Source organism: Acidovorax sp. GW835-FHT14G06 (genome assembly GCF_058793595.1).
This window is the reverse complement of record NZ_JBXAGA010000006.1, coordinates 24835-48974: the sequence shown is the minus strand read 5'-3', so window position 1 is coordinate 48974 and position 24140 is coordinate 24835. Positions and strand designations below refer to the sequence as shown.

Sequence of the window (24140 nt, the reverse complement as noted above, 5' to 3'; positions counted from 1 at the left end):
GTTCCCCCGGCCCTTGGCCTACGAAGTGCACCGAGAGATCCAAACAACAAAGGGCCCTGCGGCCCTTTGTTGTTTGCGTGTCAGTCGGCGTGCGTCAGCCCGCCAGCTTGGCGCGCAACAGCTCGTTGACCTGCGTCGGATTGGCTTTGCCTTTGCTGGCCTTCATGATCTGGCCCACCAGCGCATTGAACGCCTTGTCCTTGCCTGCGCGGAACTGCGCCACATTGTCGGCGTTGGCGGCAATCACCTCGTCGATGATCTTCTCCAGCGCTCCGGAGTCGTTCATCTGCTTGAGGCCCTTCGATTCGATGATCTCATCGATCTTTTTGAGATCTTCTATGGCGCGATCAACGTATCCGTCAGAGATCGGCTGCCCTGCAATCAGACCGGCATCCCATAGCGTTTCAAATACCTGCTTAGCTGCGTTGTTGCTAATGGTGCCATCGTTGATACGCTGGATCAGCGAACCCAATTGAGTGCTGCTCACCTTTGCTTGTTCGATGCCAATTTCTTCCAAATTTAGGCGACGTGACAGCTCACCCATCACCCAGTTGGAAGCCAGCTTGGCTTGCCCGCATACCTTGGCCGCCGCTTCAAAGTATGCCGCCATGGCCTTGCTCTGCGTGAGTGTGGTGGCGTCGTACTCGGGCAGGCCATAGTCCGCCACAAAACGGGTGGCCATGGTGCGAGGCAATTCGGCCATTTGCGCACGTTCATCCTGCACCCACTGCTCTGAAATGTGCAGAGGAGGCAGATCGGGGTCCGGAAAGTAGCGGTAGTCCGCTGCATCTTCCTTGGTCCGCATCGCGCGCGTTTCGCCCGTGTCTGGGTCGAACAACACGGTGGCCTGCTGGATCGCGTGGCCGTCTTCGATCTGCTCGATCTGCCAGCGGATTTCGTAGTCGATGGCCTGCTGCATGAACTTGAACGAGTTCAGGTTCTTGATCTCGCGGCGCGTGCCCAGCGGCTGGCCGGGCCTGCGCACCGATACGTTGGCGTCGCAGCGGAAGCTGCCTTCCTGCATGTTGCCGTCGCAGATGCCGATCCAGGTCACGATCTTGTGCAGTTCCTTGGCATAGGCCACGGCCTCTTCGGACGAGCGCATGTCGGGCTCTGTCACGATCTCCAGGAGTGGTGTGCCCGCGCGGTTCAGGTCGATGCCGCTCTGACCAATGAAGTCTTCGTGCAAGGACTTGCCCGCGTCTTCTTCGAGGTGGGCGCGCACCAGGCGCACGGTCTTCTTCTCGTCACCCAGAAAGAATTCCACCTCGCCGCCCTGCACCACCGGGATCTCGAACTGGCTGATCTGGTAGCCCTTGGGCAGGTCGGGGTAGAAGTAATTCTTGCGCGCAAAAATGCTCACTGGCGCAATGTGGGAGCCCAGGGCCAGTCCCAATTTGATAGCGCAAGCCACAGCCTCGCGGTTCATCACGGGCAGGGTGCCGGGCAGGGCCAGGTCCACCGCGCAGGCTTGGGTGTTGGGCTCGGCACCAAAGGCGGTGGGCGCGCGGCTGAAAATTTTGCTCTGCGTGGCGAGCTGGGTGTGGGTTTCGAAGCCGATAACGACTTCATAACCGTGGATCAATTTGCTGGTCGTCATGTCACAGACCTCCGGGTTGGCGGAGGTGGAAATCGGTGGCTTGCTGCAGGCGGTGCGCAGCGTTCAGGAGGCGGGCTTCCTGGAAGTAGTTGCCGATCAGCTGCAGGCCCACGGGCATGCCGCCTTCGCCAAAGCCGGCGGGCACGCTCATGCCGGGCAGGCCTGCCAGCGAGCCGGGCAGGGTGAAGATGTCGGCCAGGTAGTCGGCCAGAGGGTCGTTGCCATGGTCGCCCAGCTTCCAGGCCACGGTGGGGGCCACGGGGCCTGCGATCACGTCGCAATCCTTGAACGCGTTCTGGAAGTCGTCGGCGATCATGCGGCGGATCTTCTGCGCCTGCAGGTAGTAGGCGTCGTAGTAGCCGTGTGACAGCACGTAGGCGCCGATCATGATGCGGCGCTTGACTTCGTCGCCAAAACCTTCGGCTCGGGTCTTCTTGTACATGTCCACCAGGTCGGTGTAGTCCTTGGCGCGGTGGCCGAACTTCACGCCGTCAAAGCGGGAGAGGTTGGACGACGCCTCGGCCGGAGCAATGATGTAGTAGACCGGAATGGACAGCTGCGTGCGCGGCAGGCTGATGGGCACGAGCTTGGCGCCGAGCTTTTCGTATTCCTTCAGGGCACCATCTACGGCGGCGCGCACATCGGGCGCCAGGCCTTCGCCAAAAAACTCGGCGGGGATGCCGATGCGCAGGCCATCGATGCTGTCGTTGAGCTTGGCGCTGAAGTTCTCTGCGGGCACGTCAAGGCTGGTGGAGTCGCGGTCCGGGTCCGGGCCGCACATGGCGGACAGCAACAGTGCGCAGTCTTCGGCCGAGCGGGCCATGGGGCCGGCCTGGTCGAGGCTGGAAGCGAACGCGATCATCCCGTAACGGCTGGCGCGGCCATAGGTGGGCTTGATGCCGGTGATGCCGCAGAACGACGCGGGCTGGCGGATGGAGCCGCCGGTGTCGGTGCCGGTGACGGCCGGGGCCAGGCGCGCGGCCACGGCCACGGCGCTGCCGCCGGACGAGCCGCCCGGGATGCGGTCTGTGGCCCAGGGGTTGCGCACCGGGGCGGGGGCGTCAAAGCCCACGGGGGCGACGGCGGAGTTCTCGTTGGCCGAGCCCATGGCGAACTCGTCGCAGTTGAGCTTGCCCAGCGTCACGGCGCCAGCGTCGGCCAGCTTGGTGACCACGGTGGCATCAAAGGGCGACTGGTAGCCCGCGAGCATCTTCGAGCCTGCGGTGCTGGGGAAACCTTTGGTGACAAAGATGTCCTTGTGCGCAATTGGCACGCCCGCCAGCGGGCCGGCGGTGCCTGCGGCAATGGCGGCGTCCTGGGCGCGGGCCTGGGCCAGGGTGATGTCCGGGTTCACGGCCACGTAGGCGCCCAGGTTCTGGTGGGCCTGCGCGCGGGCGAGGAAATGCTGGGCGGCCTCGACGGCCGAGACGCGGCGCTCGCGCAGCTCGGTGGCCAGCTGGGCCACGCCCAGGTCATGCAATGCGGTGGAAGTCATGCGGCGGGGCTCTTACTCGATCACTTTGGGCACGAGGAACAGGCCTCGTTCGACGGCGGGGGCGCTTTGCTGGTTGGCTTCACGCTGGTTGGGCTCGCTGGCCACGTCCTCGCGCAGCCGCAGGGCCACGTCCTGGATAGCTGCGACGGGGTGGGCCAGGGGCGTGACGCCCGAGGTATCCACAGCCCGCATCTGTTCCACGATGTCAAAGAAGCCATTGAGCTGCGTGAGCATGCGCTCACTTTCGGAGGGCGTCAGCTCAAGCCGCGCCAAGTTGGCAATGCGGCCGATGTCCTGGGGGGTCAGTGCCATAGGGAGGAGAATCTAGAGAAACCAGAAGTAAAGCTGTGATCCGGGCTGCGCCGGAGGGAGTTATTCACAGGGGATGGGGTATTATCCCGGCTTTGCCGCAAAGCTCCTGGAATGGGAGTCAATTGCGTGAAAAAAGCCCATAAACACCCCCCTGAATACCTGGCGATGGCAGGCCGACGCGCATGCCGTGCCCGAGAGGATTTTTGAATGTTCGGAGCTTTCCGTCGGTATTTCTCCACCGACCTGGCCATTGACCTTGGCACAGCCAACACCCTCATCTTCGCCCGCGACAAAGGCATCGTGCTCGACGAGCCCTCCGTTGTCGCCATCCGCCACGAAGGCGGGCCCCATGGCAAGAAAGTAATCCAGGCCGTAGGCCACGAGGCCAAGGCCATGCTGGGCAAGGTGCCCGGCAACATCGAAGCCATCCGCCCGATGAAGGACGGCGTGATCGCCGACTTCGTGATCACCGAGCAGATGATCAAGCAGTTCATCAAGATGGTGCACCCGCGCACGCTGTTCACCCCCAGCCCGCGCATCATCATCTGCGTGCCCTGCGGCTCGACGCAAGTCGAGCGCCGCGCCATCAAGGACGCGGCCGAGGCCGCAGGCGCCACGGCGGTCTACCTGATCGAAGAGCCCATGGCCGCCGGTATTGGCGCGGGCCTGCCGGTGTCGGAAGCCAGCGGCTCCATGGTCGTGGACATCGGCGGCGGCACCACCGAAGTCGGCGTGATCTCGCTGGGCGGCATGGTCTACAAGGGCAGTGTGCGCGTCGGTGGCGACAAGTTCGACGAAGCCATCATCAGCTACATCCGCCGCAACTACGGCATGTTGATTGGCGAGCCCACGGCCGAAGCCATCAAGAAGAACATCGGCTCGGCCTTCCCGGGCTCCGAAGTGCGCGAGATGGAAGTCAAGGGCCGCAACCTCAGCGAGGGCGTGCCACGCAGCTTCACCATTTCGTCCAACGAAGTGCTGGAAGCCCTGACCGACCCGCTCAACCAGATCGTCTCGGCCGTGAAGAACGCGCTGGAACAAACCCCTCCCGAGCTGGGCGCCGACATTGCCGACCGGGGCATGATGCTGACCGGCGGCGGCGCTCTGCTGCGCGACCTGGACCGCCTGCTGGCCGAGGAAACCGGCCTGCCCGTGCTGGTGGCCGAAGACCCGCTGACCTGCGTGGTGCGCGGCTGCGGCATCGCCCTGGAGCGCATGGACCGCCTGGGCAGCATTTTCACGAGCGAGTAAGTCGGCAGGCCTGTATGCTGCAGGCACTTTTTTTGCGCTCTGAATTGCATGACTGCACCTGCTCCAATGCTTGTTTCTGAGCACCCGCCCGTGGAGCCCGCTCCCCGCGGCAGATCCTGACCGCTGCGCACCATGCCCTTGGGTACTCTGGAGCGCAGCGCTCCCCCTTTCTTCAAACAGGGCCCTTCGGCCCTGTCGCGTTTGGCCGTGTTCAGTGCGCTGGCGCTGTTCCTCATGGTGGCCGACGCACGCTTTCAGATTACCGGCCCCTTCCGTCAGGCCGTGGCCACGGTGCTGTACCCGGTGCAGTGGCTCATGCTGCAGCCGGTGGAGTTCGCCAGCCACGGGCGCAGCTATTTCCAGTCGCTGCAAACCGCGCAAGAAGACCTGGATGCCGCCCGCAAGAAGATGACCGTGATGGGCCAGCGCGCCAACCAGGCCGACCAGCTGGCCATGGAAAACCAGCGGCTGCGCAAACTGCTGGAGCTGCGCGACCGGCTCCAGACCCCTGCACAGGCGGCCGAAGTCATCTATGACACCGCAGACCCCTACACGCGCCGCGTGGTGCTGGACCGGGGGCAGCTGGGCGGCGTGGAGCTGGGCGCTCCGGTGATGGACGAGGCCGGTGTGCTGGGCCAGGTCACCCGCGTGTTTCCGCTGGTCAGCGAAGTCACGCTGCTGGTGGACCGTGACCAGGCGATTCCGGTGCTGAACATCCGCACCGGCGTGCGTGGCGTGGCCTATGGCGATCCGGTGGCGGGCCATGGTGGTGGCATGGAGCTGCGCTTCATGCCCGCCAACGCGGACATCCGCGAAGACGACCTGCTGACCACCAGCGGCGTGGACGGCCTGTATGCGCCGGGCCTGCCCGTGGCGCGCGTGGTGAAGGTGGAGCGTCGTGCCGACTCCGCGTTTGCGCGCATCTACTGCGTGCCTTTGGCGCAGGTGCAGGGTGCGCGCCATGTGGTGGTGCTCAAGCCCCTGGCCGACAACGAATTGCCCCGCCCGGATGCGGCCCCCGCCGCGCCCGCGAACAAACGCGGGGGCCGCAAATGAGCCGCCGCCTTGCCCCGATGACCCCGACACAAGGAGGCTCGCGATGATCATGCCGCGGGGTGAGCCCCTGCTGATGCCGGTGAACCCGGTGTTCATCTGGGCCAGTCTGGCTGCGGGTCTGGCCATCAACATGCTGCCGCTGGGCCGCGTGGTGTGGATGCCTGATCTGCTGATGGTGTTGCTGGTGTTCTGGGGCGTGCACCAGCCGCTGCGCATTGGCATGGGGGCGGCCTTCGTGCTGGGCCTGTGCATGGACGTGAGCCAGTCTGCGCTGCTGGGCCAGCATGCGCTGTCCTACACCGTGCTGTCGTTCGGAGCTATCGCCATCCACCGCCGTTTGCTGTGGTTCAGTGTGCCGTCGCAAGCGCTGCAGGTGTTTCCGCTGTTTGCCGTTGCCCATGCCATCGAGCTGCTGCTGCGCATGGCGGCGGGCGGAATTTTCCCGGGGTTCTGGAGCTTTCTGGCCCCGTTCCTGGAAGCGCTGCTGTGGCCGCTGGCCAGCTGGGTGCTGCTGGCGCCCCAGCGCCGCCCGCCCGACAAAGACCAGAACCGGCCGTTGTGAACATGAGGCAACAACCCCCAGAGCGGCAGCGCTGCCTCACCCCTCTCTCGCAGCGCTGCGCACTGCGGGAAGGGCGGCGACGCGCTCGCGGCGGGGCGACCCTTGCTCGGCGTCCCCTGGCCTGGGCCGCGCCAGTCACACAGGCAGCCAGCTTCTGGGCCGTGTTTTCAGGGGTGAGGCCATGACCGAGGTGCGCAGCAGCGAAGCCGACGCCTCGCGGTTCCGGGTGCGCGCCTTGGTGGTGGGCCTGGTGGTGATGGCGGCGTTCTGCCTGGTCGCGGCGCGCCTGGTGTACCTGCAGGTGGTGCGCCATGAGGACCTGGCAGCCCAGGCGGAGAGCAACCGCACGGCCGTGGTGCCCATCGTGCCCAACCGGGGGCTCATCCTGGACCGCAACGGCGTGGTGCTGGCCACCAACTATTCGGCCTACACGCTGGAGATCACGCCCTCGCGTGCCGGCGTGCTGGACGAGACCATCGATGCCCTGGCCAAGGTGGTGGACATCCAGGCGCGTGACCGCCGCCGCTTCAAGCGGCTCATGGAAGAGTCGCGCAACTTCGAATCCCTGCCCATCCGCACCCGCCTGACGGATCAGGAGGTGGCGCGTTTCACCGCCCAGCGCTACCGCTTTCCGGGTGTGGACATCAAGGCGCGGCTGTTTCGCAACTACCCGCTGGGCGACGTGGCCAGCCATGCGATTGGCTACATCGGGCGCATCAACCAGACCGAGAAGGCCCGCATCCAGGACTCGGAGGACGAGGCCAACTACCGGGGCACGGAGTACATCGGCAAGCTCGGCATCGAGCACAGTTTCGAGTCGGCCCTGCATGGCGCGACCGGTGTGGAGCAGATGGAAACCTCGGCGGGTGGCCGTGCCGTGCGCAAGCTCTCCAGCCACGCCGCCACCCCCGGCGACAGCGTGATGCTGTCCATCGACATCAAGCTGCAAAAACTCATCGAAGAGCTGTATGGCAGCCGCCGCGGAGCGCTGGTGGCGATCGACCCGCGCAATGGCGAGATCCTGGCGCTGGTGAGCAAGCCCACCTTCGACCCCAATCTGTTTGTCGAAGGCATTGACGCCGAAAACTGGGCCGCGCTCAATGAGTCCATCGACAAGCCGCTGCTCAACCGCGCCCTGCGCGGCACCTACCCGCCCGGCTCCACCTACAAGCCCTTCATGGCGTTGGCGGCGTTGCAGCTGAACAAGCGCTCGCCCAGCCTGGTGGTGAACGACCCCGGCTTCTACACCTTCGGCGGCCACACCTTCCGCAGCCACGAGGGCGGGCTGGGGGGCGTGGACATGCACCGTGCCATCCAGTTCTCCAGCAACACCTACTTTTATTCGCTGGCCGTGGACATGGGTGTGGATGCCATCCACGACTTCATGAAGCCGCTGGGTTTCGGCCAGTCCACGGGCATCGACCTCAACGGCGAAGTGCGGGGCACGCTGCCCAGCACCGAGTGGAAGCGCAACACCTACAAACGCGCCGACATGAAACGCTGGTTCCCGGGCGAAACGGTGTCGCTGGGCATTGGGCAGGGCTACAACAATTTCACGATGCTGCAGCTGGCACTGGCCGAGGCCACGCTGGCCAACGGGGGCATCCGCTATCGCCCCCACATGGCCAAGGCGGTGAAGAATGCGGTCACCGGCGCCATCACCGAGATCGTGCAGCCCCCTGGCATCAACCTGGGCTACCAGGCCAAAAACGTGGAGCTGGTGCGCAATGCCCTGGTGGCGGTGAACAAGGGCGGCACGGGCACGCGGGTGTTCATGGGCGCGCCCTACACCTCAGCCGGCAAGACGGGCACCGCCCAGGCCGTGACCATGGGCCAGAACGTGAAGTACAACGCCAAGGCGCTGGAGGAGCACCAGCGCGATCACTCGCTGTTTGCGGCCTTTGCCCCGGCCGAGAACCCCACCATCGCCCTGGCCGCCATTGTGGAGAACGCAGGCTTTGGTGCTGCCCACGCCGCCCCGATTGCGCGGCGCGTGTTTGACTACTGGCTGCTGGGCGAGTACCCCAGCGAAGAAGACATCGCCGCCGTGCAAAAGGGCCTGGCCAGTGCGCCCATGGGCAAGCCCCGCAAGGCCAGCGAGGTGCCGTTGGTCGCTCCTTGATCTGGCGCTGGATTGCTATTAAATTGATAGCTATTGACGCAGTATCGACTAGCGCTACAAGCTGTTTTTGCTTCAAAAGCGCCTGCTAGGCACCGGCAGCGCGCGGTGACGGCTGAAGCTGGCTGAACACCAGCGCCGCCACAATCAGCGCCGCCCCGCTCAGCCCGGCCCAGCCCAGCTGCTCGCCCAGCAACATCCACGCCGTGAGTGCGGCAAACACCGGCTCCAGCCCGAACACGATGGCGCTGCGCATGGCGTCCACGCGCTGCTGGCCCCAGGCCTGCAGCGTCACCACCACCACGCTGGCCAGCAGGCCCAGGTACAGCAAGGCCAGCAAGGCGTCCACCGGCAGCTGGGCGGCAGAGTGCAGCCACTCCATGTTGCCGCTTTGCACCAGCAACAGCGCAGTGGAGGCCAGTGCCATCACTGTGGCCTGCGCGGCGGCCATGCGGGTGGCACGCAGGGGCTGTGCGGCCGTGCGGCGCGCGCATTCCTCCAGCGCCAGGATGTACAGCGCATAGAACACGGTGCTGGCCAGCGTCAGCGTATCGCCCAGGTTCCAGGGCTCGTTCTCGTGGAACATCAGCGCCATGCCTGCCAGCGCCATCACGCAGGCGCCCCACAGGCGCCAGCCGTAGCGCCGCCCCAGCGCTGCCATGGCGATCAGCGGCACCACCAGCACGTTGAGCCCGGTGACAAAGGCATTGCGGTTGCTGCTGGTGCGTGCAAGGCCCTCGATCTGCAGCCAGAACGCCAGGAACAGCAGCAACCCCAGCGCGCAGCCCCAGCGCCGCTCGTGGCGCAGCATGCCGCGCCACAGCGGCGCCAGCACCAGCAGTGCGATCACAAACCGCAGCCAGATGATCTGCAGTGCGTCGAGGTGCGCCGAGAGCAGTTTCATCGCCGGGAAGGTGGTGCCCCACACCACGGTCACAGCCAGCAGGGCCATCAGGCCCCAGCGTTCAGTACGCATCGACAAATTCCTAAATACCAAAAAAGAAAAAAGGGCCGCCGGTTGCCCGGCGGCCTCTGCGTTGCAGTGCAGTCCGGTGCGGACGGGGCTCAGTGGCTGACCTGGCCCAGGAACGCGCGGATGCGGTCGTTGGCCGGGTTGCTGAAGAACTCCTGCGGCGGCGCATCGTGCGCGATGCGACCCTGGTCGAAGAACATGACCCGGTCTGCCACCTCGCGCGCAAAGCCCATTTCGTGGGTGACCACGATCATGGTCATGCCGCCACGGGCCAGGCCGCGCATCACGTCCAGCACTTCCTTGACCATCTCGGGGTCCAGCGCCGAGGTGGGCTCGTCGAACAGCATCACCTTGGGTTGCATGGCCAGTGCGCGGGCAATGGCCACCCGCTGCTGCTGCCCGCCCGACAGCTGCCAGGGGTACTTGTGCGCATGGTCCTGCATGCCCACGCGGCGCAGCAGCTGCATGGCCTCGTCGTTGGCCTGGGTGCGCGGGGTGCGGCGAATGCGGCGGGGCGCCAGCGTCACGTTGTCCAGCACGCTCATGTGGCCGAACAGGTTGAACTGCTGGAACACCATGCCCACCTCGCAGCGCTGGCGCTGCAGGGTGGTGAGGTCGTCGCACACCTCCACGCCATCGATGGTGATGCGCCCGCTGTCGTGGGGCTCCAGGCGATTGATGGCGCGCAGCAGCGTGCTCTTGCCCGAGCCCGAGGCGCCAATGATCACCGTCACCTCGCCGGTGTGGAACACGGTGGACACGTCCTTGAGCACCTGGTGCGCGCCAAACGACTTGCACACGCGCTCGGCCACGATGTAGGGCTTGGGTGGAACGTTGGAGTTCATTGGTTGCGGCCCTCCACGTCAAAGCGGTACTCGACGGCGTTGGAGATCTGTGTGACCAGTGTGGTCAGCAGCAGGTAGGTGATGGCCACCGTGGTCAGCGTGGCGATGGGCTGGAACGTGGCCGACTGGATGCGGTTGCCCACGTTGGTCAGCTCCACCACGCCGATGGCGTAGGCCAGCGAAGAGTCCTTGAGCAGCGCCACAAAGTTGCTCACCAGCGGCGGCAACGAGATCTTGAACGCCTGCGGAAACACCACGTCCATGAACACATGCATGCGGCCCAGGCCCAGCGCCCGGGCGGCCTCGGTCTGCCCGCGTGGCACGGCCAGCAGGCCCGCGCGCAGGGCTTCGGCGTTGTAGGCGCCCACATTGAGTCCCAACGCCACGACGGCGGCGGCAAAGTCGGGCAGGTTCAGCCCTGGCACCAGCACCGGCAGCGCAAAGTACACAAACAGGATCTGCACCAAGAGCGGTGTGCCGCGAATCGCCCAGATGTACACGCCAGCAATCCAGCGCACGGGCGTCCAGCGGGCGGTGCGGGCCAGCGCCGCAGCTGTGCCCAGCACCAGGCCCACGGCACCGCTGACCAGCGTGAGCCACAGCGTGGTGCGCGCACCTTCAGAAAACGCCTGGGCATTGGGGCCGATGGGGTCAGGGAAGAACGACAGCAATTGGCCCAGCAACGAGAGGGCCAGCACCATCACCACCAGTGCAGCGACCAGCGTGGCATTGCTGCGCTGCTGTCGGGACCAGCTTTGTGGCCAAAGAGCGAGAAGCATGGATCAGACGACCAGAAGGTCTTGGTTGGAAATCGGACTGGGGCAGGGCGATCATGCGCCCGCCACCAGAAACGGCAAAGGGTGCGCAGCTGGCCCGAGCCCTCTGCGCACCCCATGTGCCATCACATCAGTTGCAGCGCACGTCTTCGTTGAAATACTTCTTGGAGACGGCGGCGTAGCTGCCATCGGCCAGCACTTCGGTGAACGCCTTGTTCCAGGCATCGGCCAGGCCGGTGTTGCCCTTGGCCATGGCGGGGGCGATGCGCTCGATGAACAGCATGTCGCCCAGCTTGAAGCCGGCTTTGGCGTTCTTGGCAGCGGCTTCCTTGGCCACGAACTTGTCGCTGACCCAGGCGTCCACGCGCTTGGAGATCAGGGCACGCTGGGCGTCGGTGTCTTGCGGGAAGTTCTTCACTTCCTTCACGCCGCTGACCTTCTTGACCTGCTCCAGGTAGCTGGTGCCGGTTTGCACGGCCACGACCTTGCCGGTCAGGTCCTTGGCGTTGCGGATCTTGTCGTCCATGGCCACGATGATGCCGCCCGAGCAGTAGTGGGGGTTGGCAAAGGTCACGGCCTTGGAGCGCTCGTCGGTCACACCGTGCGAGGCGATCACGGCGTCCCAGCGGCTCTGGCCCAGGCCGGTCAGCAGGGCGTCAAAGCCGAGCGTTTTCCATTCGAGCTTCAGGCCCATCTTCTTGACCACCAGCTCCGCCACTTCCACCTCGAAACCCGTGAGCTTGGTGCCTTCGAAGTAGTTGAAGGGGGCAAACTGGCCCTCGGTGGCCACGATGATCTTGCCGTCCTTCTTGACTTCGTCCAGCGTGCGGGCCTGGACGGCGAGGGCAGCGCACAGCGCCACGGCGGTGACAACGGCAGACTTGAAAAATTGCATGACAGGTTCCTGTGGGGGTGGTTCAGGTACAAAAAATCCGGCCTGCGGGTAGGCAGGCCGGAGCGGGTGGATGCGGACATCGCCATTGGCGATGGGCCTCGTCATCAAACGGAAACGTGCGGAAATTATAGGACGCGCGTTCACATTCGGGCCATGCAGGGCAACCCCGATGACCTCGGAGCGCCCTGGTGGTAGGCCTTGCAGGGCGTTGCAAGTTGGGTGCCACCCTGGCAACCGACATCTGGTGGGGGACGTGCAGGCCTACCGCAGAAAAGCGTCGTACCCCGTCTTCAGGATCAGGGTGCTCACCACCACGATGAAGATGCCCCGCACAAAGCCGGTGCCATGCTTGAGTGCCATGTGGGTGCCCAGCAGGCTGCCCAGCACGTTGGCCACGGCCAGCGTCACCGCAAAGTGCCACCACACATGGCCCTTGGCGGCAAACAGCGCAATCGCGGCAATGTTGGTGGCGCAGTTGAGCAGCTTGGCCGACGCCGACGCATTCAGAAAGTCATAGCCCAGCAGCCGCACGAACAAGAAGACGAAGAAGCTGCCCGTGCCGGGGCCAAAGAACCCGTCGTAAAAGCCGATGAGTACGCCGATCAGGCAGGCGGCGATCACCTCGGCCCGGCCCGCAAACCGGGGGGTGTGGTGCCGCCCCAGTTCCTTCTTGGCCAGGGTGTAGAGCAACACGCCCAGCAGCACCAGGGGCAGCAGCTTGCGCAGGAAGTCGGCCGACACCACGGTGACGGCCCAGGCGCCCACGAACGAGCCCGCAAAACCAGCAGCCGCAGCAGGCAGCATGGCGGACCAGCGGATCTGCACCTTGCGGCTGTACTGCCAGGTGGCCATGGCGGTGCCCCACACCGAGGCCGCCTTGTTGGTACCCAGCAGGGTGGCTGGGGGCGCGCCCGGAAAAGCTGCAAACAGCGCGGGCACCATCACCAGTCCACCGCCTCCCACGATCGCATCCACAAAGCCCGCGAGCAGCGAGGCCAGGGTCATCAAAATCCATTCCATCGCAGGATTGTCGCACCGGGCCTGCTATCGATTCAGGACTGTTCAGGATCGAACGGGCAAGAAAAAGGCGCTGGGATCGCCAGCGCCTGAAAGGGTGCACACCTCATTGGGTGTTTGGAATGTGGTTGTTGGTAGAAAGGTTGTCTCCTCGGGCCCCTCGCTTGGCACACCGAAGCGCGCTTTCGAGTGCCGCAACTGTAACGGCTGCACCCTGCTGGTGCATTGGGGGTTTCCCGCCCCCCGTTGTTGGGCGCCGGACGAGTTGCGGGGGCGCCCGGTGTTCCGATTCGGTGGCACCTGGCTGGCATGGCTCGTGCAATGCGCTTGTAACAAATTGCGAAAGGGAGCGTGCATGCGTGCAGTCAACCACCGGGTGTTTGCGGTCGTGTCGTTGTGTCTGGGGCTGCGCACTTGTGCACTGGCCCAGAGCGTGCCAGAGGCTCCCGCAGTAGCGGCGGCCCTCACACGCCCCACCCTGGTGGCGCAGGACACGGTGAATGCCGCCCATACCGGCTGGATGATGACCTCCACCGCCCTGGTGCTGCTGATGACGCTGCCAGGCATTGCGCTGTTTTACGCAGGCATGGTGCGCAGGAAGAACGTGCTCAACACCATGGCCAGCGTGGTCGCGATTGCAGCGCTGGTCAGCCTGTTGTGGTTTGCGTTGGGGTATTCACTGGCGTTCACACCGGGCAGCGCCTGGCTTGGCGGCTGGGACCGTGCTGGCTTTGCCGGGCTCGCCTTCCAGCTGGAGGCGGGCAAGCTGTCCGTGAGCCACATTGCGCCGCTGATCCCAGAGTCTGTGTACGCGATGTTCCAGCTCACGTTCGCCATCATCACAGCCGCGCTGCTGGTGGGCGCGTTCGTGGAGCGCATGCGGTTTTCGGCCATGCTCGTCTTCATCAGCCTGTGGACGCTCGTGGTCTATGCGCCGGTGGCGCACTGGGTGTGGGAGCCGGGCGGCTGGCTGGCGCAGATGGGCGCGCTGGATTTTGCGGGCGGCTCGGTGGTGCACGTGAACGCGGGCGTGGCGGGGTTGGTGTGCGCCTGGTTTCTGGGCCGCCGCGCGGGGTATGGGCGCGAGCCGTTTGAGCCCTACAACCTGGGGCTCACCATGGCGGGTGCGGGCATGCTGTGGGTGGGCTGGTTTGGCTTCAACGCAGGCTCTGCTGTCGCGGCCGATGGGCGTGCCGGGCTGGCCATGGCAGTGACGCACCTGGCCGCTGCGGCCGGGGCGCTGTCGTGGATGCTGGGCGAGTGGGTGGTGCGCGGGCGCCCGTCGCTGCTGGGGTTGTGCTCCGGCCTGGTGGCGGGGCTGGTGGCCATTACACCCGCCGCTGGTTTTGTCACGCTGCGCTCGGCGGTGGTGATTGGCTTGGTGGCCGGGCTGGCCTGCTACTGGGGCGCGACGGGGCTCAAGCGGCTGCTGCGGGTGGATGACTCGCTCGACGTATTTGGCGTGCATGGCGTTGGCGGCATCGTGGGGTCACTGCTCACCGGTGTGCTGGCCAGCAAGACCGTGGGCGGGGTGGCGGGTAGCCTGCTGACCCAGGCCATCGGCGTGGGCGCCGTGGCGGCCTACAGCCTGGTGGTGACGGCCGCACTGCTGTGGGTCATCAACTTTGCGATGGGCCTGCGGGTGGACGAACAGAGCGAACAGACGGGGCTGGACATTGCCCAGCACCGCGAGCGCCTGGGCGCCTGAATGGGCCCTCGAGAGACCCGGCAGGCCTTCCCCGCTCCTGCATCGTTGCGCAACGCGGGCAAGCAGGTGCAGTCCGATGGATGACCCCAATGCATTAAGGAGCCGACCATGTCCGATTCCGACAAGCTGGCAATTGCCGCTCACCTGCATGTGTTGTTGCGGCGCAAAACGGGTCGTGTGACCGACACCGAATGGATGGCGGCCAATGTGGAATATGCGCTAGAGATCGTGCGGTTTGCGCGCCAGCGCGCTGTGGACGACAACGCGCCCGATCTGGCCGAGTGGGCCGACCGCCTGGAGCACGCCCTGCACGCCACTCCCCTTGCAGCGCCGCGCCGTCCGCTGCTGGATGTGGCGGCGCAGGCTGTGCGCTCGCGCCCCGCACCGACGCCTGAGCCCGCCCCCGAGGTGCCGCGCTATGTGGGCGGCATCCGCTGAACGCTGCAGCGACCTGGGCGCCGGGGCTTGCAAAGATCAGTGGGGCGCAGTGCCTTGCGTGAACAGCCCGGCCGTGGGCAGCAGCCCGGTCAGCTGGTTGTCGCCGTAGGTGCGCAGCACCTGCGCAATCACCACCTGGTAGCCATTGAGCCACTGCGCCTGCGCGGCCTTGGCCTTCAGGTGCGCGGGGTGTTGCATCAGCGTTTGCAAGGCTTCCAGCGACTGCCAGTAATACACGTTGGACACCAGGCCGTTGCCCGTATCCGTCCAGGACTCCTCGCCCAGGTAGCCGTCGATGGAACGGGCGGCGGTGGCAATCGCCTCGTCCAGGCGGTGAAAGGCGTCGTCGAACTGTTTGGTGGCAAAGATGAAAGTGGAGGAGTACATCGGCGCGATGGTACTCACGCCGCCCGCCTTGCCTGGATGATCCACTCCGCCGCCTTCTCCGCCATCATCAGCGTGGGCGAGTTGGTGTTGCCGCTGGTGATGGTGGGCATGGCGCCCGCATCCACCACGCGCAGGCCGGCCACCACGCCGCCGCGTCCGTCGCGCACCCGCAGTTGCGCATCCAGCACGGCCATGGGGTCGCCGTCGCGGCCCATCTTGGTGGTGCCCACGGGGTGGAAGATGGTGGTGGCGATGTCGCCCGCCAGGCGCGCCAGGTCTTCGTCGCTTTCAAACTGCACGCCGGGCTTCCACTCCTGCGGCTGGTACTTGGCCAGCGCGGGCTGGGCCACGATGCGGCGCGTGACGCGCAGGCTGTCGGCGGCCACCTGGCGGTCTTCGGGGGTGGAGAGGTAGTTGGGCGCGATGGCAGGCGCGGCCTTGAAATCGGCGCTCTTGATGTTCACCGTGCCCCGGCTGGTGGGGTTGAGGTTGCACACGCTGGCGGTGAAGGCCGGAAAGCCGTGCAGCGGCTCGCCAAACGCATCGAGCGACAGCGGCTGCACGTGGTATTCGATGTTGGGATAGAGCTGGTCGGGGCTGCTGCGGGTGAACGCACCGAGCTGCGAAGGCGCCATGCTCATGGGCCCGCTGCGCTTGAGCGCGTATTCGAGCCCGATCTTGGCTTTGCCGACCAGCGAGTTGGCCATGGTGTTGAGCGTCTGCACCCCTTGCACCTTGAACACTGCGCGGATCTGCAGGTGGTCCTGCAGATTGGCGCCTACCCCGGGCAGGTCCACCTTCACATCCACGCCGTGCTGGCGCAGCAGCGCAGCCGGGCCAATACCCGACAGCTGCAGCAGCTGGGGCGAGTTGACGGCGCCTGCGCTCAGGATCACCTCGCCCGCCGCGCGGGCCGTGACCATCTCGTGGCCATCCCACACCACCACGCCGGTGCAGCGCTGGGTGCCGTCGGGCTGGGTTTCGAGGATGAGCTTGGACGCCTGCGCGCTGGTCCACATCTCGAAGTTGGGCCGGCCATAGCAGGTGGGGCGTAAAAAGGCCTTGGCGGTGTTCCAGCGCCAACCGCTTTTCTGGTTGACCTCGAAGTAGCCCACGCCTTCGTTGCTGCCGCTGTTGAAGTCGTCGGTGGCGGGGATGCCGGCCTGCTGCGCGGCGTGGGCAAAGGCGTCGAGCACGTCCCAGCGCAGGCGTTGCTTTTCCACCCGCCACTCGCCGGTGCTGCCGGTGGACTTGTTGCCGTGCAGGCGTTTGAAATTTTCGTTCACGCTGCCAGGCTGGTCCAGGCGCCAGTGGTCCTCGTGACGGCGGAAGTAGGGCAGGGCGTTGTCCCAGCGCCAGCTGGCGTCGCCCGTCAGCTCAGCCCACTGATCATAGTCGCGCGCCTGGCCGCGCATGTAGATCATGCCGTTGATGCTGCTGCAGCCACCCAGCGTCTTGCCGCGTGGGTAGCGCAGCGTGCGGCCGTTCAGGCCGGCGTCGGGCTCGGTGTTGTAGAGCCAGTCGGTGCGCGGGTTGCCGATGCAGTACAGGTAGCCCACGGGGATGTGGATCCAGTGGTAGTCGTCCTTGCGGCCCGCCTCGATCAGCAGCACGCGGTGGCGGCCGTCAGCGCTCAGGCGGTTGGCGAGCAGGGCACCGGCTGTGCCCCCGCCGATGATGATGGTGTCAAACGTTGTGTCGCTCATGGAGGAGGGGCGGTGCAGATCAAGGGTGGTAACGGTGGGCCATTGTGCGGATGGGGCAGGCCCTGTCGATAGGGTGTGTGCCTATTGCTACACTTTTAGTAGCTGCTGGTGCTTGTATTGATTGCGCTTGACGCCGATTTGATAATAATTACACGCCATCGCGGCCTGTCTGTGCTTGACAGGCTGATGTCCGACAGGGCGCGCAGGATTCGCTCCGCTACCATGCACGCTCTTCCTTGCTGCTTCTTGACGACCCCACCCCTGCGGCTGCCCTGGCGGCCAGACCCATGACCGACCACGCTCCCCACATCGTCCGCGCCGATACGCCCCAAGGGCCGTGTGCGCAGCTGCGTGGGCGCTGGGGTGCGGCCGAGCTGGGCAACGCGGCGCAATGGGAGGCCGTGTCGGACCAACTGCGCGGCGCACCCCCCGCCCCCACGCTGGGCTGGGACCTGCGGGAGCTGCAGTGGCTGGACCATGTGGGCGCGCAGCTGCTGTGGAACCACTGGCAGCACGCCTGGCCCGTGCAGTTGGCCTGCACCGACAGCCAGCGCACCATGCTGGAACGGGTGGCGCAGTTCACCTGTGTTGCACCGCCGCCTGAGCCTTGGCGCCTGGGCGAACAGGTCGATCACCTGGGCGTGCTGGTGCTGCACGGTGTGGACCACGCCCGCCACTTGCTGGAGATGGTGGGCCAGCTGGTGCTGGACCTGGGGCGCCTGGCACGCGCACCGCGCAAGGGGCCATGGCGTGATGTGTCCGGCCATCTGTACCGCATGGGCGCCACGGCGCTGCCCATCACGGCGCTGGTGGGGTTCCTCATCGGTGTGGTGCTGGCCTACCTGATGAGCCTGCAGCTGCGGCAGTTTGGTGCCGAGTCGTTCATCGTCAACATCCTGGGCATCTCGCTGATCCGCGAGCTGGGGCCCATGCTGGCGGCCATCCTGGTGGCGGGCCGCTCCGGCTCGTCCATCACCGCACAGATCGGTGTGATGCGCGTGACCGAGGAGCTGGACGCCATGCGCGTGATGGGCATCCCGCACGGGTTCCGGCTGGTGATGCCGCGCACCTTGGCGCTGGCGCTGGCGATGCCGCTCATCAGCGTGTGGACCACGCTGGCGGCGTTGGCGGGCGGCATGCTGGCGGCCGACATCTCCATGGACATCTCGCCGTCGTACTTTGTGCAGGCACTGCCCGCAGCGGTAAAGATCGGCAACCTGGGCCTGGCCATGGCCAAGTCGGTGGTGTTTGGCGCGTTCATTGCGCTGATCGGCTGCCACTGGGGCCTGCGCGTCAAGCCCAACACCCAGAGCCTGGGCGAAGGCACGACGGCGTCGGTGGTGTCGTCCATCACCATGGTGATCATCGTGGACGCGCTGTTTGCCATAGCGTTCAAGAACATCGGCATATGACTGAGCGCATCGCCAAGCCCGAACACATCGCCGTCGCGCCCGGTGAGCCGCCCATCGTGGATGTGCAAGGCCTCTGGACGCAGTTTGGCAAGGGCGACGAAACCTTCACCGTGCACCAGGACCTGAACTTCACCGTGCAGCGCGGCGAGATGCTGTCGCTGGTGGGCGGGTCGGGCACGGGCAAGACGGTGTTGCTGCGCCAGATCCTGGGCCTGGCCCGGCCCACGCGCGGGCAGGTCACCGTGCTGGGCCGGCCCGCGTCCGAGATGGGGCGCGAGGGGGCAGCCAGCCGGGTGGGCATGCTGTTCCAGCACGGTGCGCTGTTCTCGGCCTTCAACGTGCTCGACAACGTGGCCTTTGCGCTGCGCGAGCAGGGCACCTTGCCCGACGACCTGGTGCGCGATGCCGCGCTGGTCAAGCTGCAGATGGTGGGCCTGCAGCCCGAACACGCCACGCGCATGCCGGCCGACCTGTCGGGGGGCATGGTTAAGCGCGTGGCGCTGGCCCGCGCGCTCATCATGGACCCACCGCTGCTGCTGCTGGACGAGCCCACGGCGGGCCTGGACCCGAGCAGCTCTGACGACTTCTGCGCGCTGCTGCGAGAGCTGCGCGCGGCGCTGGGGCTCACGGTCATCATGGTCACGCATGATCTGGATACGCTGTTCGCGCTCAGCACCCGCGTGGCGGTGCTGGCGGACAAGAAGGTCATCGTCACTGGTCCGCCGCACGAGGTGGCGCACTTTTCGCATCCGTTCATCGAGCACTTCTTCATGGGCGAACGTGGCCAACGCGCCATGGCCCCCGTGCCGCCCGTGCAGCAGGCCCCGGTGCAGACCGCCGCCGTGCCTGCGCCTGACAAGGAACATCCCTGATGGAAAACAAATCCCACGCCCTCGCCGCAGGCATCTTTGTGCTGGTGGTGGCCGCCATGCTGGCAGGCCTGGCCATCTGGCTCACGCGCGACAACGCCAACTACGAGCAGTACGAACTCTCCACCCGCGACGGCGTGAGTGGCCTGCAGCCCCAGGCCACCGTGCGCTACAAGGGCGTGGCCGTGGGCAAGGTCACGCGCATCGGGTTCGACCCCCAGGTGAGCGGCAACGTGCTGATCCGTATTGCGGTCAACGAACAGGCGCCCATCAGCCCCACCACCTTTGCGGTGCTGGGCTACCAGGGCGTCACCGGCCTGGCACACGTGCAACTGGACGATGCCGAGAAGCCCTACCCCGAGCTGCCCCCCGGCCCCAGCGGCCTGCCGCGCCTGCCGCTCAAGCCCTCGCCCTTTGGCAAGCTGGCCGAACAGGCGCCCGCCATCCTCGGCCAGGTCGAAGAGGCCACGCGCCGCATCAACCAGCTGCTGGGCGACAACAACCAACAAAAGCTCACCGAGGCGCTGTCCAGCATCGGCCAGGCCGCCGGCAGCGTCAACACCCTGACCCAGCGGCTCGATGCCACCGTGGCCCAGCGCCTGGACCCGGCCCTGGCCGCGCTGCCGCCCCTGGCCAGCGATGCGCGCCAGACCCTGCAGTCATTGCAGCAGGCGGGCGCCAGTGTGTCGGCCCTGGCGGTGGACCTAGGCAAGACCAACCAGCGGCTCAACGCCGAGGGCGGCGCCATCGACCAGATCACCGCTGGCACCCAGTCCCTGGCGCGCGCCGCCGACCAGTTCAGCACCGCCACCCTGCCCCGGGTGAACCGCGCCGCCGACGACACGGCCCGCGCTGCCCGCCAGATGGGCCGCGCGGCCGGGGGCATCAGCGACAACCCGCAGCTGTTCATCTACGGCTCGGGCCGCATCCCGCCCGGGCCGGGCGAGCCAGGTTTTGGCAGCGCCCCGTGAGCTGGACCCCCTCCCGCGCTGCATTGTTGGCGCAGGCCCTCTGTGAGGAGTGAACATGAATACTATTAAAAATATAGCAACCAAGCCATATTCATCTAGCGCTACCGTGCTGTGGGGCTGTGGTTTGGCGGCGGTGCTGCTGCTCACGGGCTGCTCAGCCCTGCCAGCGCCTCCGGCCCGCCCCGTGCTGTATGACTTTGGCCCCGGCCCGCTGGCCACCGTGCCTACCGACCGCCGTGCGCCCCTGCCTCCGCTGGCGATGGCCGATATGGATGCCCCCGGCCTGCCCGAGGGGGGGAACGCCGTGCTGTACCGCCTGGCCTATGCCGACGCCCAGCAGCTGCGCCCCTACAGCCAGGCCCGCTGGAGCCAGCCGCCTGCACAGCTGCTGCAGCAGCGCCTGCGCGAGCAACTGGGCCAGCGCCGCGCCGTGCTCAAGGCCGACGACGGCGCCGCCCAGGCCCGCGAGCCCGCCCAGGGCAACAAGTTGCCCCTGGTGCTGCGCACCGAGCTGGAGGAGTTCAGCCACCTGTTCACCAGTCCCAGCGACAGCGCCGGGGTGGTGCGCCTGCGCGCCACGGTGGTCGAGCTGACCCCGGCGGGCGAATCGCTGCGCGGCCAGCGCGTGTTCATCGTGCAGCAGCCCGCCAAGTCGGCCGATGCGGCGGGCGGCGTGGCCGCTCTGGCAGCGGCGTCGGGCCAGCTGGCCAGTGAGCTGGCAGCGTGGGTGGAGCAGGTGGGGCAGTAACGCAACAGGTCTTTGTGGCGAGAGCCTGCAGGCAAGGCACTGGCTTTGGCCGCTGCGCCACGCAGCGCGCGTGGCCGTCAGGTGCCCGGCGGTATCGGGGACGGGGGCGCGGTCTCATGGCGTTCAATGCCCGTCACCACCCGCGCATAGCGTGCAAAGCTCCAGTACGCCCAGGCCCAGTCCAGCAGCACCACCAGCCGGTTGCGAAAGCCGATCAGGAAGTACACGTGCGCAAACAGCCAGAACAACCACGCAAAGTAGCCTGAGAACCGCACTGGCCCGGCGGGCGATGTGAGGTCCACCACGGCGGAGTTGCGGCCGATGGTGGCCAGGTTGCCGTAGTCGCGGTAGCGAAACGGCTGGGTGGGCTGGCCCGCCAGGCGGCGCAGGATGTTGGCCGCCGTGGCGCGGCCCATCTGCTTGGCGCCCGGCGACACGCCGGGCACGGGCGTGGGCTCATGGCCTGCCACGTGGCTCTTGGCTGCCGCCAGGTCGCCGATCACGCTGATCTCGGGGTGGCCCGGCAGCGTCAGGTCGGGCTCCACCACCACGCGGCCCGCGCGGTCGGTGCTGGCACCGGTGGCATCCGCCAGGTGGCGGCCCAGGGGTGACGCAGCTACACCCGCTGCCCATACAATGCATTTGCTATTTATTTGATAGCTGCTTGCGCTTGATGTACTAGCGATTGCAGGCGATTCGACCTTCAAGCCATCGCTGTCGATGGCGGTGACGCGGGCGCCCAGGCGAACGTCCACGCCCAGCTTTTCCAGTTGTTCCTTGGCGCGCTGGCTCAGGGCCTCAGGCATGGCCTGCAGCACGCGTGCACCGCCTTCGAGCAGGATGATCTTCGCGCTCGCGGGGTCGATGTGGCGGAACTCGCCAGGCAGCGTGTGGCGCGCAATCTCTGCCAGCGTGCCGGCCATCTCCACGCCCGTGGGGCCTGCGCCCACGACCACAAAGTTGAGCCAGTCTGCGCGGCGTACGGGGTCGGGCTCCTTCTCGGCCGCCTCGAACGCCAGCAGAACGCGGCGGCGGATCTCGAACGCGTCGTCCAGCGTCTTGAGCCCGGGCGCATAGGCCGCCCACTCGTCGCGGCCAAAGTAGCTGTGCGTGGCGCCGGCGGCCACGATGAGGTGGTCATACGGCAGCGTGGCGCCGTCTGCCAGATGCACGGAGTGCTGGCCCACGTCGATGCGGATGACCTCGCCCAGCAAGGTGGTCACGTTGCGCTGCTGCCGGAACAGGTGCCGGATGGGCGCCGCAATGGCCGGGGCTGACAGCCCGGCCGTGGCCACCTGGTAGAGCAGGGGCTGGAAGAGGTGGTGGTTGGTCTTGTCCACCAGGGTCACATCCACCGCCGCGCTTTTGAGAGCCCGGGCGGCTTCAAGGCCGCCGAACCCGCAACCGATGATGACCACGCGGGGGCGAAGCGGGGAAGCAGAGGGAGTCGTCATGCTGCCATTATTGGGGAGCCGGGTGGTGGCCCAGGCCCCTGCCGTGTTCGCGACCTGCAGGCCCCCGGGTCACGGGGGCTCCATCGAGTTACAGGAACCCCAGATCCACTGGGTAGTCCGGCCGGCCTGCCGCTGCGCCAAAGTGCGTGATGTTGGGCAGCACTCCCGCCATTTCGTTGTCGGCCACGCCAAACCACTTGGCCAGGGTGGCGGCGTACTGGTCCACCGAGGTGGACGGCAGCAGGCGGCCCTGGCCCACGTGCCACTGGTCTTCGGGGGCGGCCGTGTTGGTGATGCTGACCGGCGGCGCGCTGCCGTAGAAGGCCTTGCCTTTGACGGCTCCGCCGACCACCAGGTGATGGCTGCCCCAGCCGTGGTCCGAGCCATCGCCGTTGGAGCTGAGCGTGCGGCCAAAGTCGGACGCGGTGAACGCCGTGACTTTGTCGGCCACTCCCAACTCCACCGTGGCGTTGTAGAACGCGGTCATGGCCTCGCTCACGCGCTGCATCAGTACCGGCTGTTGCGCGATGAGGTTGTCGTGCAGGTCAAAGCCCCCCAGCGACACCAGGAACACCTGGCGTTTGCTGCCCAGGCTGGTGCGCGCGCCAATGAGGCGCGCCACCATCTTGAGCTGGTTGGCCAGGGAGTTGTTGTTGGGGAAGGTGGTAGCCAGCGTCACGCCCGCGATCCCGTTGGTGATCTGGCTTTCGGCTGTCACGGCGCGGGTGGTCACGCGGTTGTATTCGTTCTCCAGCGTTTGCGTGCGTGGCTGCTGGATGAGCGACGCGAGCGCACTCTGCACCGCTGAAGAACCGTACACCCGGTTCTTCACACCGTTGATGGCCACGGCCCCGTTGGTGCTGACCTGGTACTGCAGCGCCGAGTCGCCCGACAGGAACACCGCATTGCCCGTGACCGAGATGCAAGTGAACAGCGAATTGCCGTTGGAGGACAGTGCCAAGTCTCCGATGTTGCCGCCCCAGCCCACGGTGGAGCCCTCGGGCGAGGATGACTGCCACACCGACTGCTGGTCGTTGTGCGAGAACAGCTTGGGCGGCACGGGGTAGGTGGCGCGGTCGGCACTGTTGTACTGCGCGCGGGTCAGTGGCACCACCAGCGGGCCCACGTTGAGCTGCACGGCCGCCTTGCCGCTGTTGAACAGGCCCGCCAGCCCCGTCATGGCCGGGTGCAGCGCGTACTGGCGGCCGCCCGGCAGCGGCGTGGTGGGTGCCAGCAGCGTGGGGGTGAGGGTTGCCTTGGCCAGCGCGATGCCACCTGCCGCCTGACCTGAGCCACCGCCCCGGATGGTGTTGTAGCGGTTGTAGCTGTCGTCGTCGTAGGTGACCACGGTGTTGGCATAGTCGTTGCCGCCGTACAGGAACACGCAGACCAGCGCTTTGTAGTCGGTGGCGTTGAAGGCCGCAGCCTCGCCCATGGCAGCCAGGTTGAGCGCGAAGGGCAGGGCTGTGCCCGCAAGGCCCAGCTGGGTGGAGCGGCGCAGGAACGCGCGGCGGGTGTGGAGTTCGGGTTGAAGCAGGTGCATGGC

22 protein-coding genes are annotated in these 24140 nt (G+C 66.5%); 10 read left to right on the top strand and 12 right to left on the bottom strand.

All coding sequences use genetic code 11. The annotated features are described in order from the left end of the window. Positions 1-94: 94 nt before the first annotated feature. The 3 genes from gatB to gatC are packed head-to-tail and all read right to left on the bottom strand — an operon-like array spanning position 95 to position 3407. Positions 95-1600, bottom strand: coding sequence for an Asp-tRNA(Asn)/Glu-tRNA(Gln) amidotransferase subunit GatB (gatB, locus tag AC1Q64_RS11765; RefSeq protein WP_492251447.1), 1506 nt, complete (start codon positions 1598-1600; stop codon positions 95-97). A gap of 1 nt (position 1601) precedes the next feature. After that, positions 1602-3095, bottom strand: coding sequence for an Asp-tRNA(Asn)/Glu-tRNA(Gln) amidotransferase subunit GatA (gatA, locus tag AC1Q64_RS11760; RefSeq protein WP_492251446.1), 1494 nt, complete (start codon positions 3093-3095; stop codon positions 1602-1604). A gap of 12 nt (positions 3096-3107) precedes the next feature. Then, positions 3108-3407, bottom strand: coding sequence for an Asp-tRNA(Asn)/Glu-tRNA(Gln) amidotransferase subunit GatC (gene gatC / locus AC1Q64_RS11755; RefSeq protein ID WP_008907365.1), 300 nt, complete (start codon positions 3405-3407; stop codon positions 3108-3110). A 207-nt stretch (positions 3408-3614) separates the two neighbouring features. Between gatC and AC1Q64_RS11750 the strand changes: the two genes are divergently transcribed. The 4 genes from AC1Q64_RS11750 (at position 3615) to mrdA (ending at position 8398) form a co-directional block, all read left to right on the top strand. Beyond that, the gene (locus AC1Q64_RS11750; protein WP_008907364.1) at positions 3615-4658 is read left to right on the top strand and encodes a rod shape-determining protein; all 1044 of its coding nucleotides are present in this window, start codon (positions 3615-3617) and stop codon (positions 4656-4658) included. Between the two features lie 132 nt (positions 4659-4790). Next, positions 4791-5714: a rod shape-determining protein MreC gene (gene mreC, locus AC1Q64_RS11745; protein WP_056742141.1), complete on the top strand. Its 924-nt coding sequence runs from the start codon at positions 4791-4793 to the stop codon at positions 5712-5714. Between the two features lie 43 nt (positions 5715-5757). After that, positions 5758-6276, top strand: a complete 519-nt coding sequence (gene mreD, locus AC1Q64_RS11740) for a rod shape-determining protein MreD (RefSeq protein WP_056057460.1) — start codon at positions 5758-5760, stop codon at positions 6274-6276. A gap of 181 nt (positions 6277-6457) precedes the next feature. Next, a complete protein-coding gene (gene mrdA, locus AC1Q64_RS11735; protein ID WP_056057463.1) occupies positions 6458-8398 on the top strand; it encodes a penicillin-binding protein 2 in 1941 nt (646 codons plus the stop codon). A gap of 85 nt (positions 8399-8483) precedes the next feature. On the opposite strand, the gene AC1Q64_RS11730 is transcribed toward mrdA, so the two are convergent. From AC1Q64_RS11730 to AC1Q64_RS11710, 5 genes are all read right to left on the bottom strand, one after another. Beyond that, complete coding sequence (locus tag AC1Q64_RS11730; RefSeq protein ID WP_056057465.1) at positions 8484-9371, bottom strand: DMT family transporter; 888 nt, start codon at positions 9369-9371, stop codon at positions 8484-8486. A gap of 89 nt (positions 9372-9460) precedes the next feature. Beyond that, complete coding sequence (locus AC1Q64_RS11725; protein ID WP_056057470.1) at positions 9461-10213, bottom strand: amino acid ABC transporter ATP-binding protein; 753 nt, start codon at positions 10211-10213, stop codon at positions 9461-9463. Further along, positions 10210-10992: an amino acid ABC transporter permease gene (locus AC1Q64_RS11720; protein WP_056057473.1), complete on the bottom strand. Its 783-nt coding sequence runs from the start codon at positions 10990-10992 to the stop codon at positions 10210-10212. Before AC1Q64_RS11720 ends, AC1Q64_RS11725 begins: the two co-directional genes overlap by 4 nt. A 127-nt stretch (positions 10993-11119) precedes the next feature. Next, positions 11120-11884, bottom strand: coding sequence for an ABC transporter substrate-binding protein (locus tag AC1Q64_RS11715; protein WP_291438669.1), 765 nt, complete (start codon positions 11882-11884; stop codon positions 11120-11122). Between the two features lie 261 nt (positions 11885-12145). Continuing rightward, positions 12146-12904, bottom strand: coding sequence for a sulfite exporter TauE/SafE family protein (locus AC1Q64_RS11710; RefSeq protein ID WP_015012153.1), 759 nt, complete (start codon positions 12902-12904; stop codon positions 12146-12148). Between the two features lie 352 nt (positions 12905-13256). Here AC1Q64_RS11710 and AC1Q64_RS11705 point away from each other — a divergent pair, with 352 nt between their 5' ends. Next, positions 13257-14609, top strand: a complete 1353-nt coding sequence (locus tag AC1Q64_RS11705; protein ID WP_492251445.1) for an ammonium transporter — start codon at positions 13257-13259, stop codon at positions 14607-14609. 108 nt (positions 14610-14717) lie between these two features. Further along, on the top strand, positions 14718-15047 hold the full coding sequence (locus AC1Q64_RS11700) for a hypothetical protein (protein ID WP_492251444.1): 330 nt from the start codon (positions 14718-14720) through the stop codon (positions 15045-15047). 36 nt (positions 15048-15083) lie between these two features. On the opposite strand, the gene AC1Q64_RS11695 is transcribed toward AC1Q64_RS11700, so the two are convergent. Continuing rightward, positions 15084-15434: an antibiotic biosynthesis monooxygenase family protein gene (locus AC1Q64_RS11695; RefSeq protein WP_056057483.1), complete on the bottom strand. Its 351-nt coding sequence runs from the start codon at positions 15432-15434 to the stop codon at positions 15084-15086. A gap of 14 nt (positions 15435-15448) precedes the next feature. After that, a complete protein-coding gene (locus AC1Q64_RS11690) occupies positions 15449-17140 on the bottom strand; it encodes a GMC family oxidoreductase (protein ID WP_492251443.1) in 1692 nt (563 codons plus the stop codon). A gap of 287 nt (positions 17141-17427) precedes the next feature. On the opposite strand from AC1Q64_RS11690, the gene AC1Q64_RS11685 reads away from it, so the two are divergent. The 4 genes from AC1Q64_RS11685 to AC1Q64_RS11670 are packed head-to-tail and all read left to right on the top strand — an operon-like array spanning position 17428 to position 21140. Further along, positions 17428-18552, top strand: coding sequence for an MlaE family ABC transporter permease (locus tag AC1Q64_RS11685; RefSeq protein ID WP_492251442.1), 1125 nt, complete (start codon positions 17428-17430; stop codon positions 18550-18552). After that, a complete protein-coding gene (locus AC1Q64_RS11680; protein WP_492251441.1) occupies positions 18549-19424 on the top strand; it encodes an ABC transporter ATP-binding protein in 876 nt (291 codons plus the stop codon). The genes AC1Q64_RS11685 and AC1Q64_RS11680 overlap by 4 nt, the downstream gene beginning before the upstream one ends. Next, positions 19424-20392, top strand: coding sequence for an MlaD family protein (locus AC1Q64_RS11675; protein ID WP_492251440.1), 969 nt, complete (start codon positions 19424-19426; stop codon positions 20390-20392). The genes AC1Q64_RS11680 and AC1Q64_RS11675 overlap by 1 nt, the downstream gene beginning before the upstream one ends. A 55-nt stretch (positions 20393-20447) precedes the next feature. Further along, positions 20448-21140: an ABC-type transport auxiliary lipoprotein family protein gene (locus AC1Q64_RS11670; RefSeq protein ID WP_492251439.1), complete on the top strand. Its 693-nt coding sequence runs from the start codon at positions 20448-20450 to the stop codon at positions 21138-21140. 77 nt (positions 21141-21217) lie between these two features. Here AC1Q64_RS11670 and AC1Q64_RS11665 read toward each other — a convergent pair whose 3' ends face one another. Then, on the bottom strand, positions 21218-22594 hold the full coding sequence (locus AC1Q64_RS11665) for an NAD(P)/FAD-dependent oxidoreductase (RefSeq protein WP_492251438.1): 1377 nt from the start codon (positions 22592-22594) through the stop codon (positions 21218-21220). Positions 22595-22682: 88 nt separating this feature from the next. Further along, a complete protein-coding gene (locus AC1Q64_RS11660) occupies positions 22683-24137 on the bottom strand; it encodes a DUF1501 domain-containing protein (RefSeq protein ID WP_492251437.1) in 1455 nt (484 codons plus the stop codon). Positions 24138-24140 lie beyond the last annotated feature (3 nt).

Bases quoted from the DNA above. Each gene is read 5' to 3' on its own strand.
- gatB (WP_492251447.1), bottom strand. From the start codon at position 1,600: ATGACGACCAGCAAATTGATCCACGGTTATGAAGTCGTTATCGGCTTC.
- gatA (WP_492251446.1), bottom strand. From the start codon at position 3,095: ATGACTTCCACCGCATTGCATGACCTGGGCGTGGCCCAGCTGGCCACC.
- gatC (WP_008907365.1), bottom strand. From the start codon at position 3,407: ATGGCACTGACCCCCCAGGACATCGGCCGCATTGCCAACTTGGCGCGG.
- AC1Q64_RS11750 (WP_008907364.1), top strand. From the start codon at position 3,615: ATGTTCGGAGCTTTCCGTCGGTATTTCTCCACCGACCTGGCCATTGAC.
- mreC (WP_056742141.1), top strand. From the start codon at position 4,791: ATGCCCTTGGGTACTCTGGAGCGCAGCGCTCCCCCTTTCTTCAAACAG.
- mreD (WP_056057460.1), top strand. From the start codon at position 5,758: ATGATCATGCCGCGGGGTGAGCCCCTGCTGATGCCGGTGAACCCGGTG.
- mrdA (WP_056057463.1), top strand. From the start codon at position 6,458: ATGACCGAGGTGCGCAGCAGCGAAGCCGACGCCTCGCGGTTCCGGGTG.
- AC1Q64_RS11730 (WP_056057465.1), bottom strand. From the start codon at position 9,371: ATGCGTACTGAACGCTGGGGCCTGATGGCCCTGCTGGCTGTGACCGTG.
- AC1Q64_RS11725 (WP_056057470.1), bottom strand. From the start codon at position 10,213: ATGAACTCCAACGTTCCACCCAAGCCCTACATCGTGGCCGAGCGCGTG.
- AC1Q64_RS11720 (WP_056057473.1), bottom strand. From the start codon at position 10,992: ATGCTTCTCGCTCTTTGGCCACAAAGCTGGTCCCGACAGCAGCGCAGC.
- AC1Q64_RS11715 (WP_291438669.1), bottom strand. From the start codon at position 11,884: ATGCAATTTTTCAAGTCTGCCGTTGTCACCGCCGTGGCGCTGTGCGCT.
- AC1Q64_RS11710 (WP_015012153.1), bottom strand. From the start codon at position 12,904: ATGGAATGGATTTTGATGACCCTGGCCTCGCTGCTCGCGGGCTTTGTG.
- AC1Q64_RS11705 (WP_492251445.1), top strand. From the start codon at position 13,257: ATGCGTGCAGTCAACCACCGGGTGTTTGCGGTCGTGTCGTTGTGTCTG.
- AC1Q64_RS11700 (WP_492251444.1), top strand. From the start codon at position 14,718: ATGTCCGATTCCGACAAGCTGGCAATTGCCGCTCACCTGCATGTGTTG.
- AC1Q64_RS11695 (WP_056057483.1), bottom strand. From the start codon at position 15,434: ATGTACTCCTCCACTTTCATCTTTGCCACCAAACAGTTCGACGACGCC.
- AC1Q64_RS11690 (WP_492251443.1), bottom strand. From the start codon at position 17,140: ATGAGCGACACAACGTTTGACACCATCATCATCGGCGGGGGCACAGCC.
- AC1Q64_RS11685 (WP_492251442.1), top strand. From the start codon at position 17,428: ATGACCGACCACGCTCCCCACATCGTCCGCGCCGATACGCCCCAAGGG.
- AC1Q64_RS11680 (WP_492251441.1), top strand. From the start codon at position 18,549: ATGACTGAGCGCATCGCCAAGCCCGAACACATCGCCGTCGCGCCCGGT.
- AC1Q64_RS11675 (WP_492251440.1), top strand. From the start codon at position 19,424: ATGGAAAACAAATCCCACGCCCTCGCCGCAGGCATCTTTGTGCTGGTG.
- AC1Q64_RS11670 (WP_492251439.1), top strand. From the start codon at position 20,448: ATGAATACTATTAAAAATATAGCAACCAAGCCATATTCATCTAGCGCT.
- AC1Q64_RS11665 (WP_492251438.1), bottom strand. From the start codon at position 22,594: ATGACGACTCCCTCTGCTTCCCCGCTTCGCCCCCGCGTGGTCATCATC.
- AC1Q64_RS11660 (WP_492251437.1), bottom strand. From the start codon at position 24,137: ATGCACCTGCTTCAACCCGAACTCCACACCCGCCGCGCGTTCCTGCGC.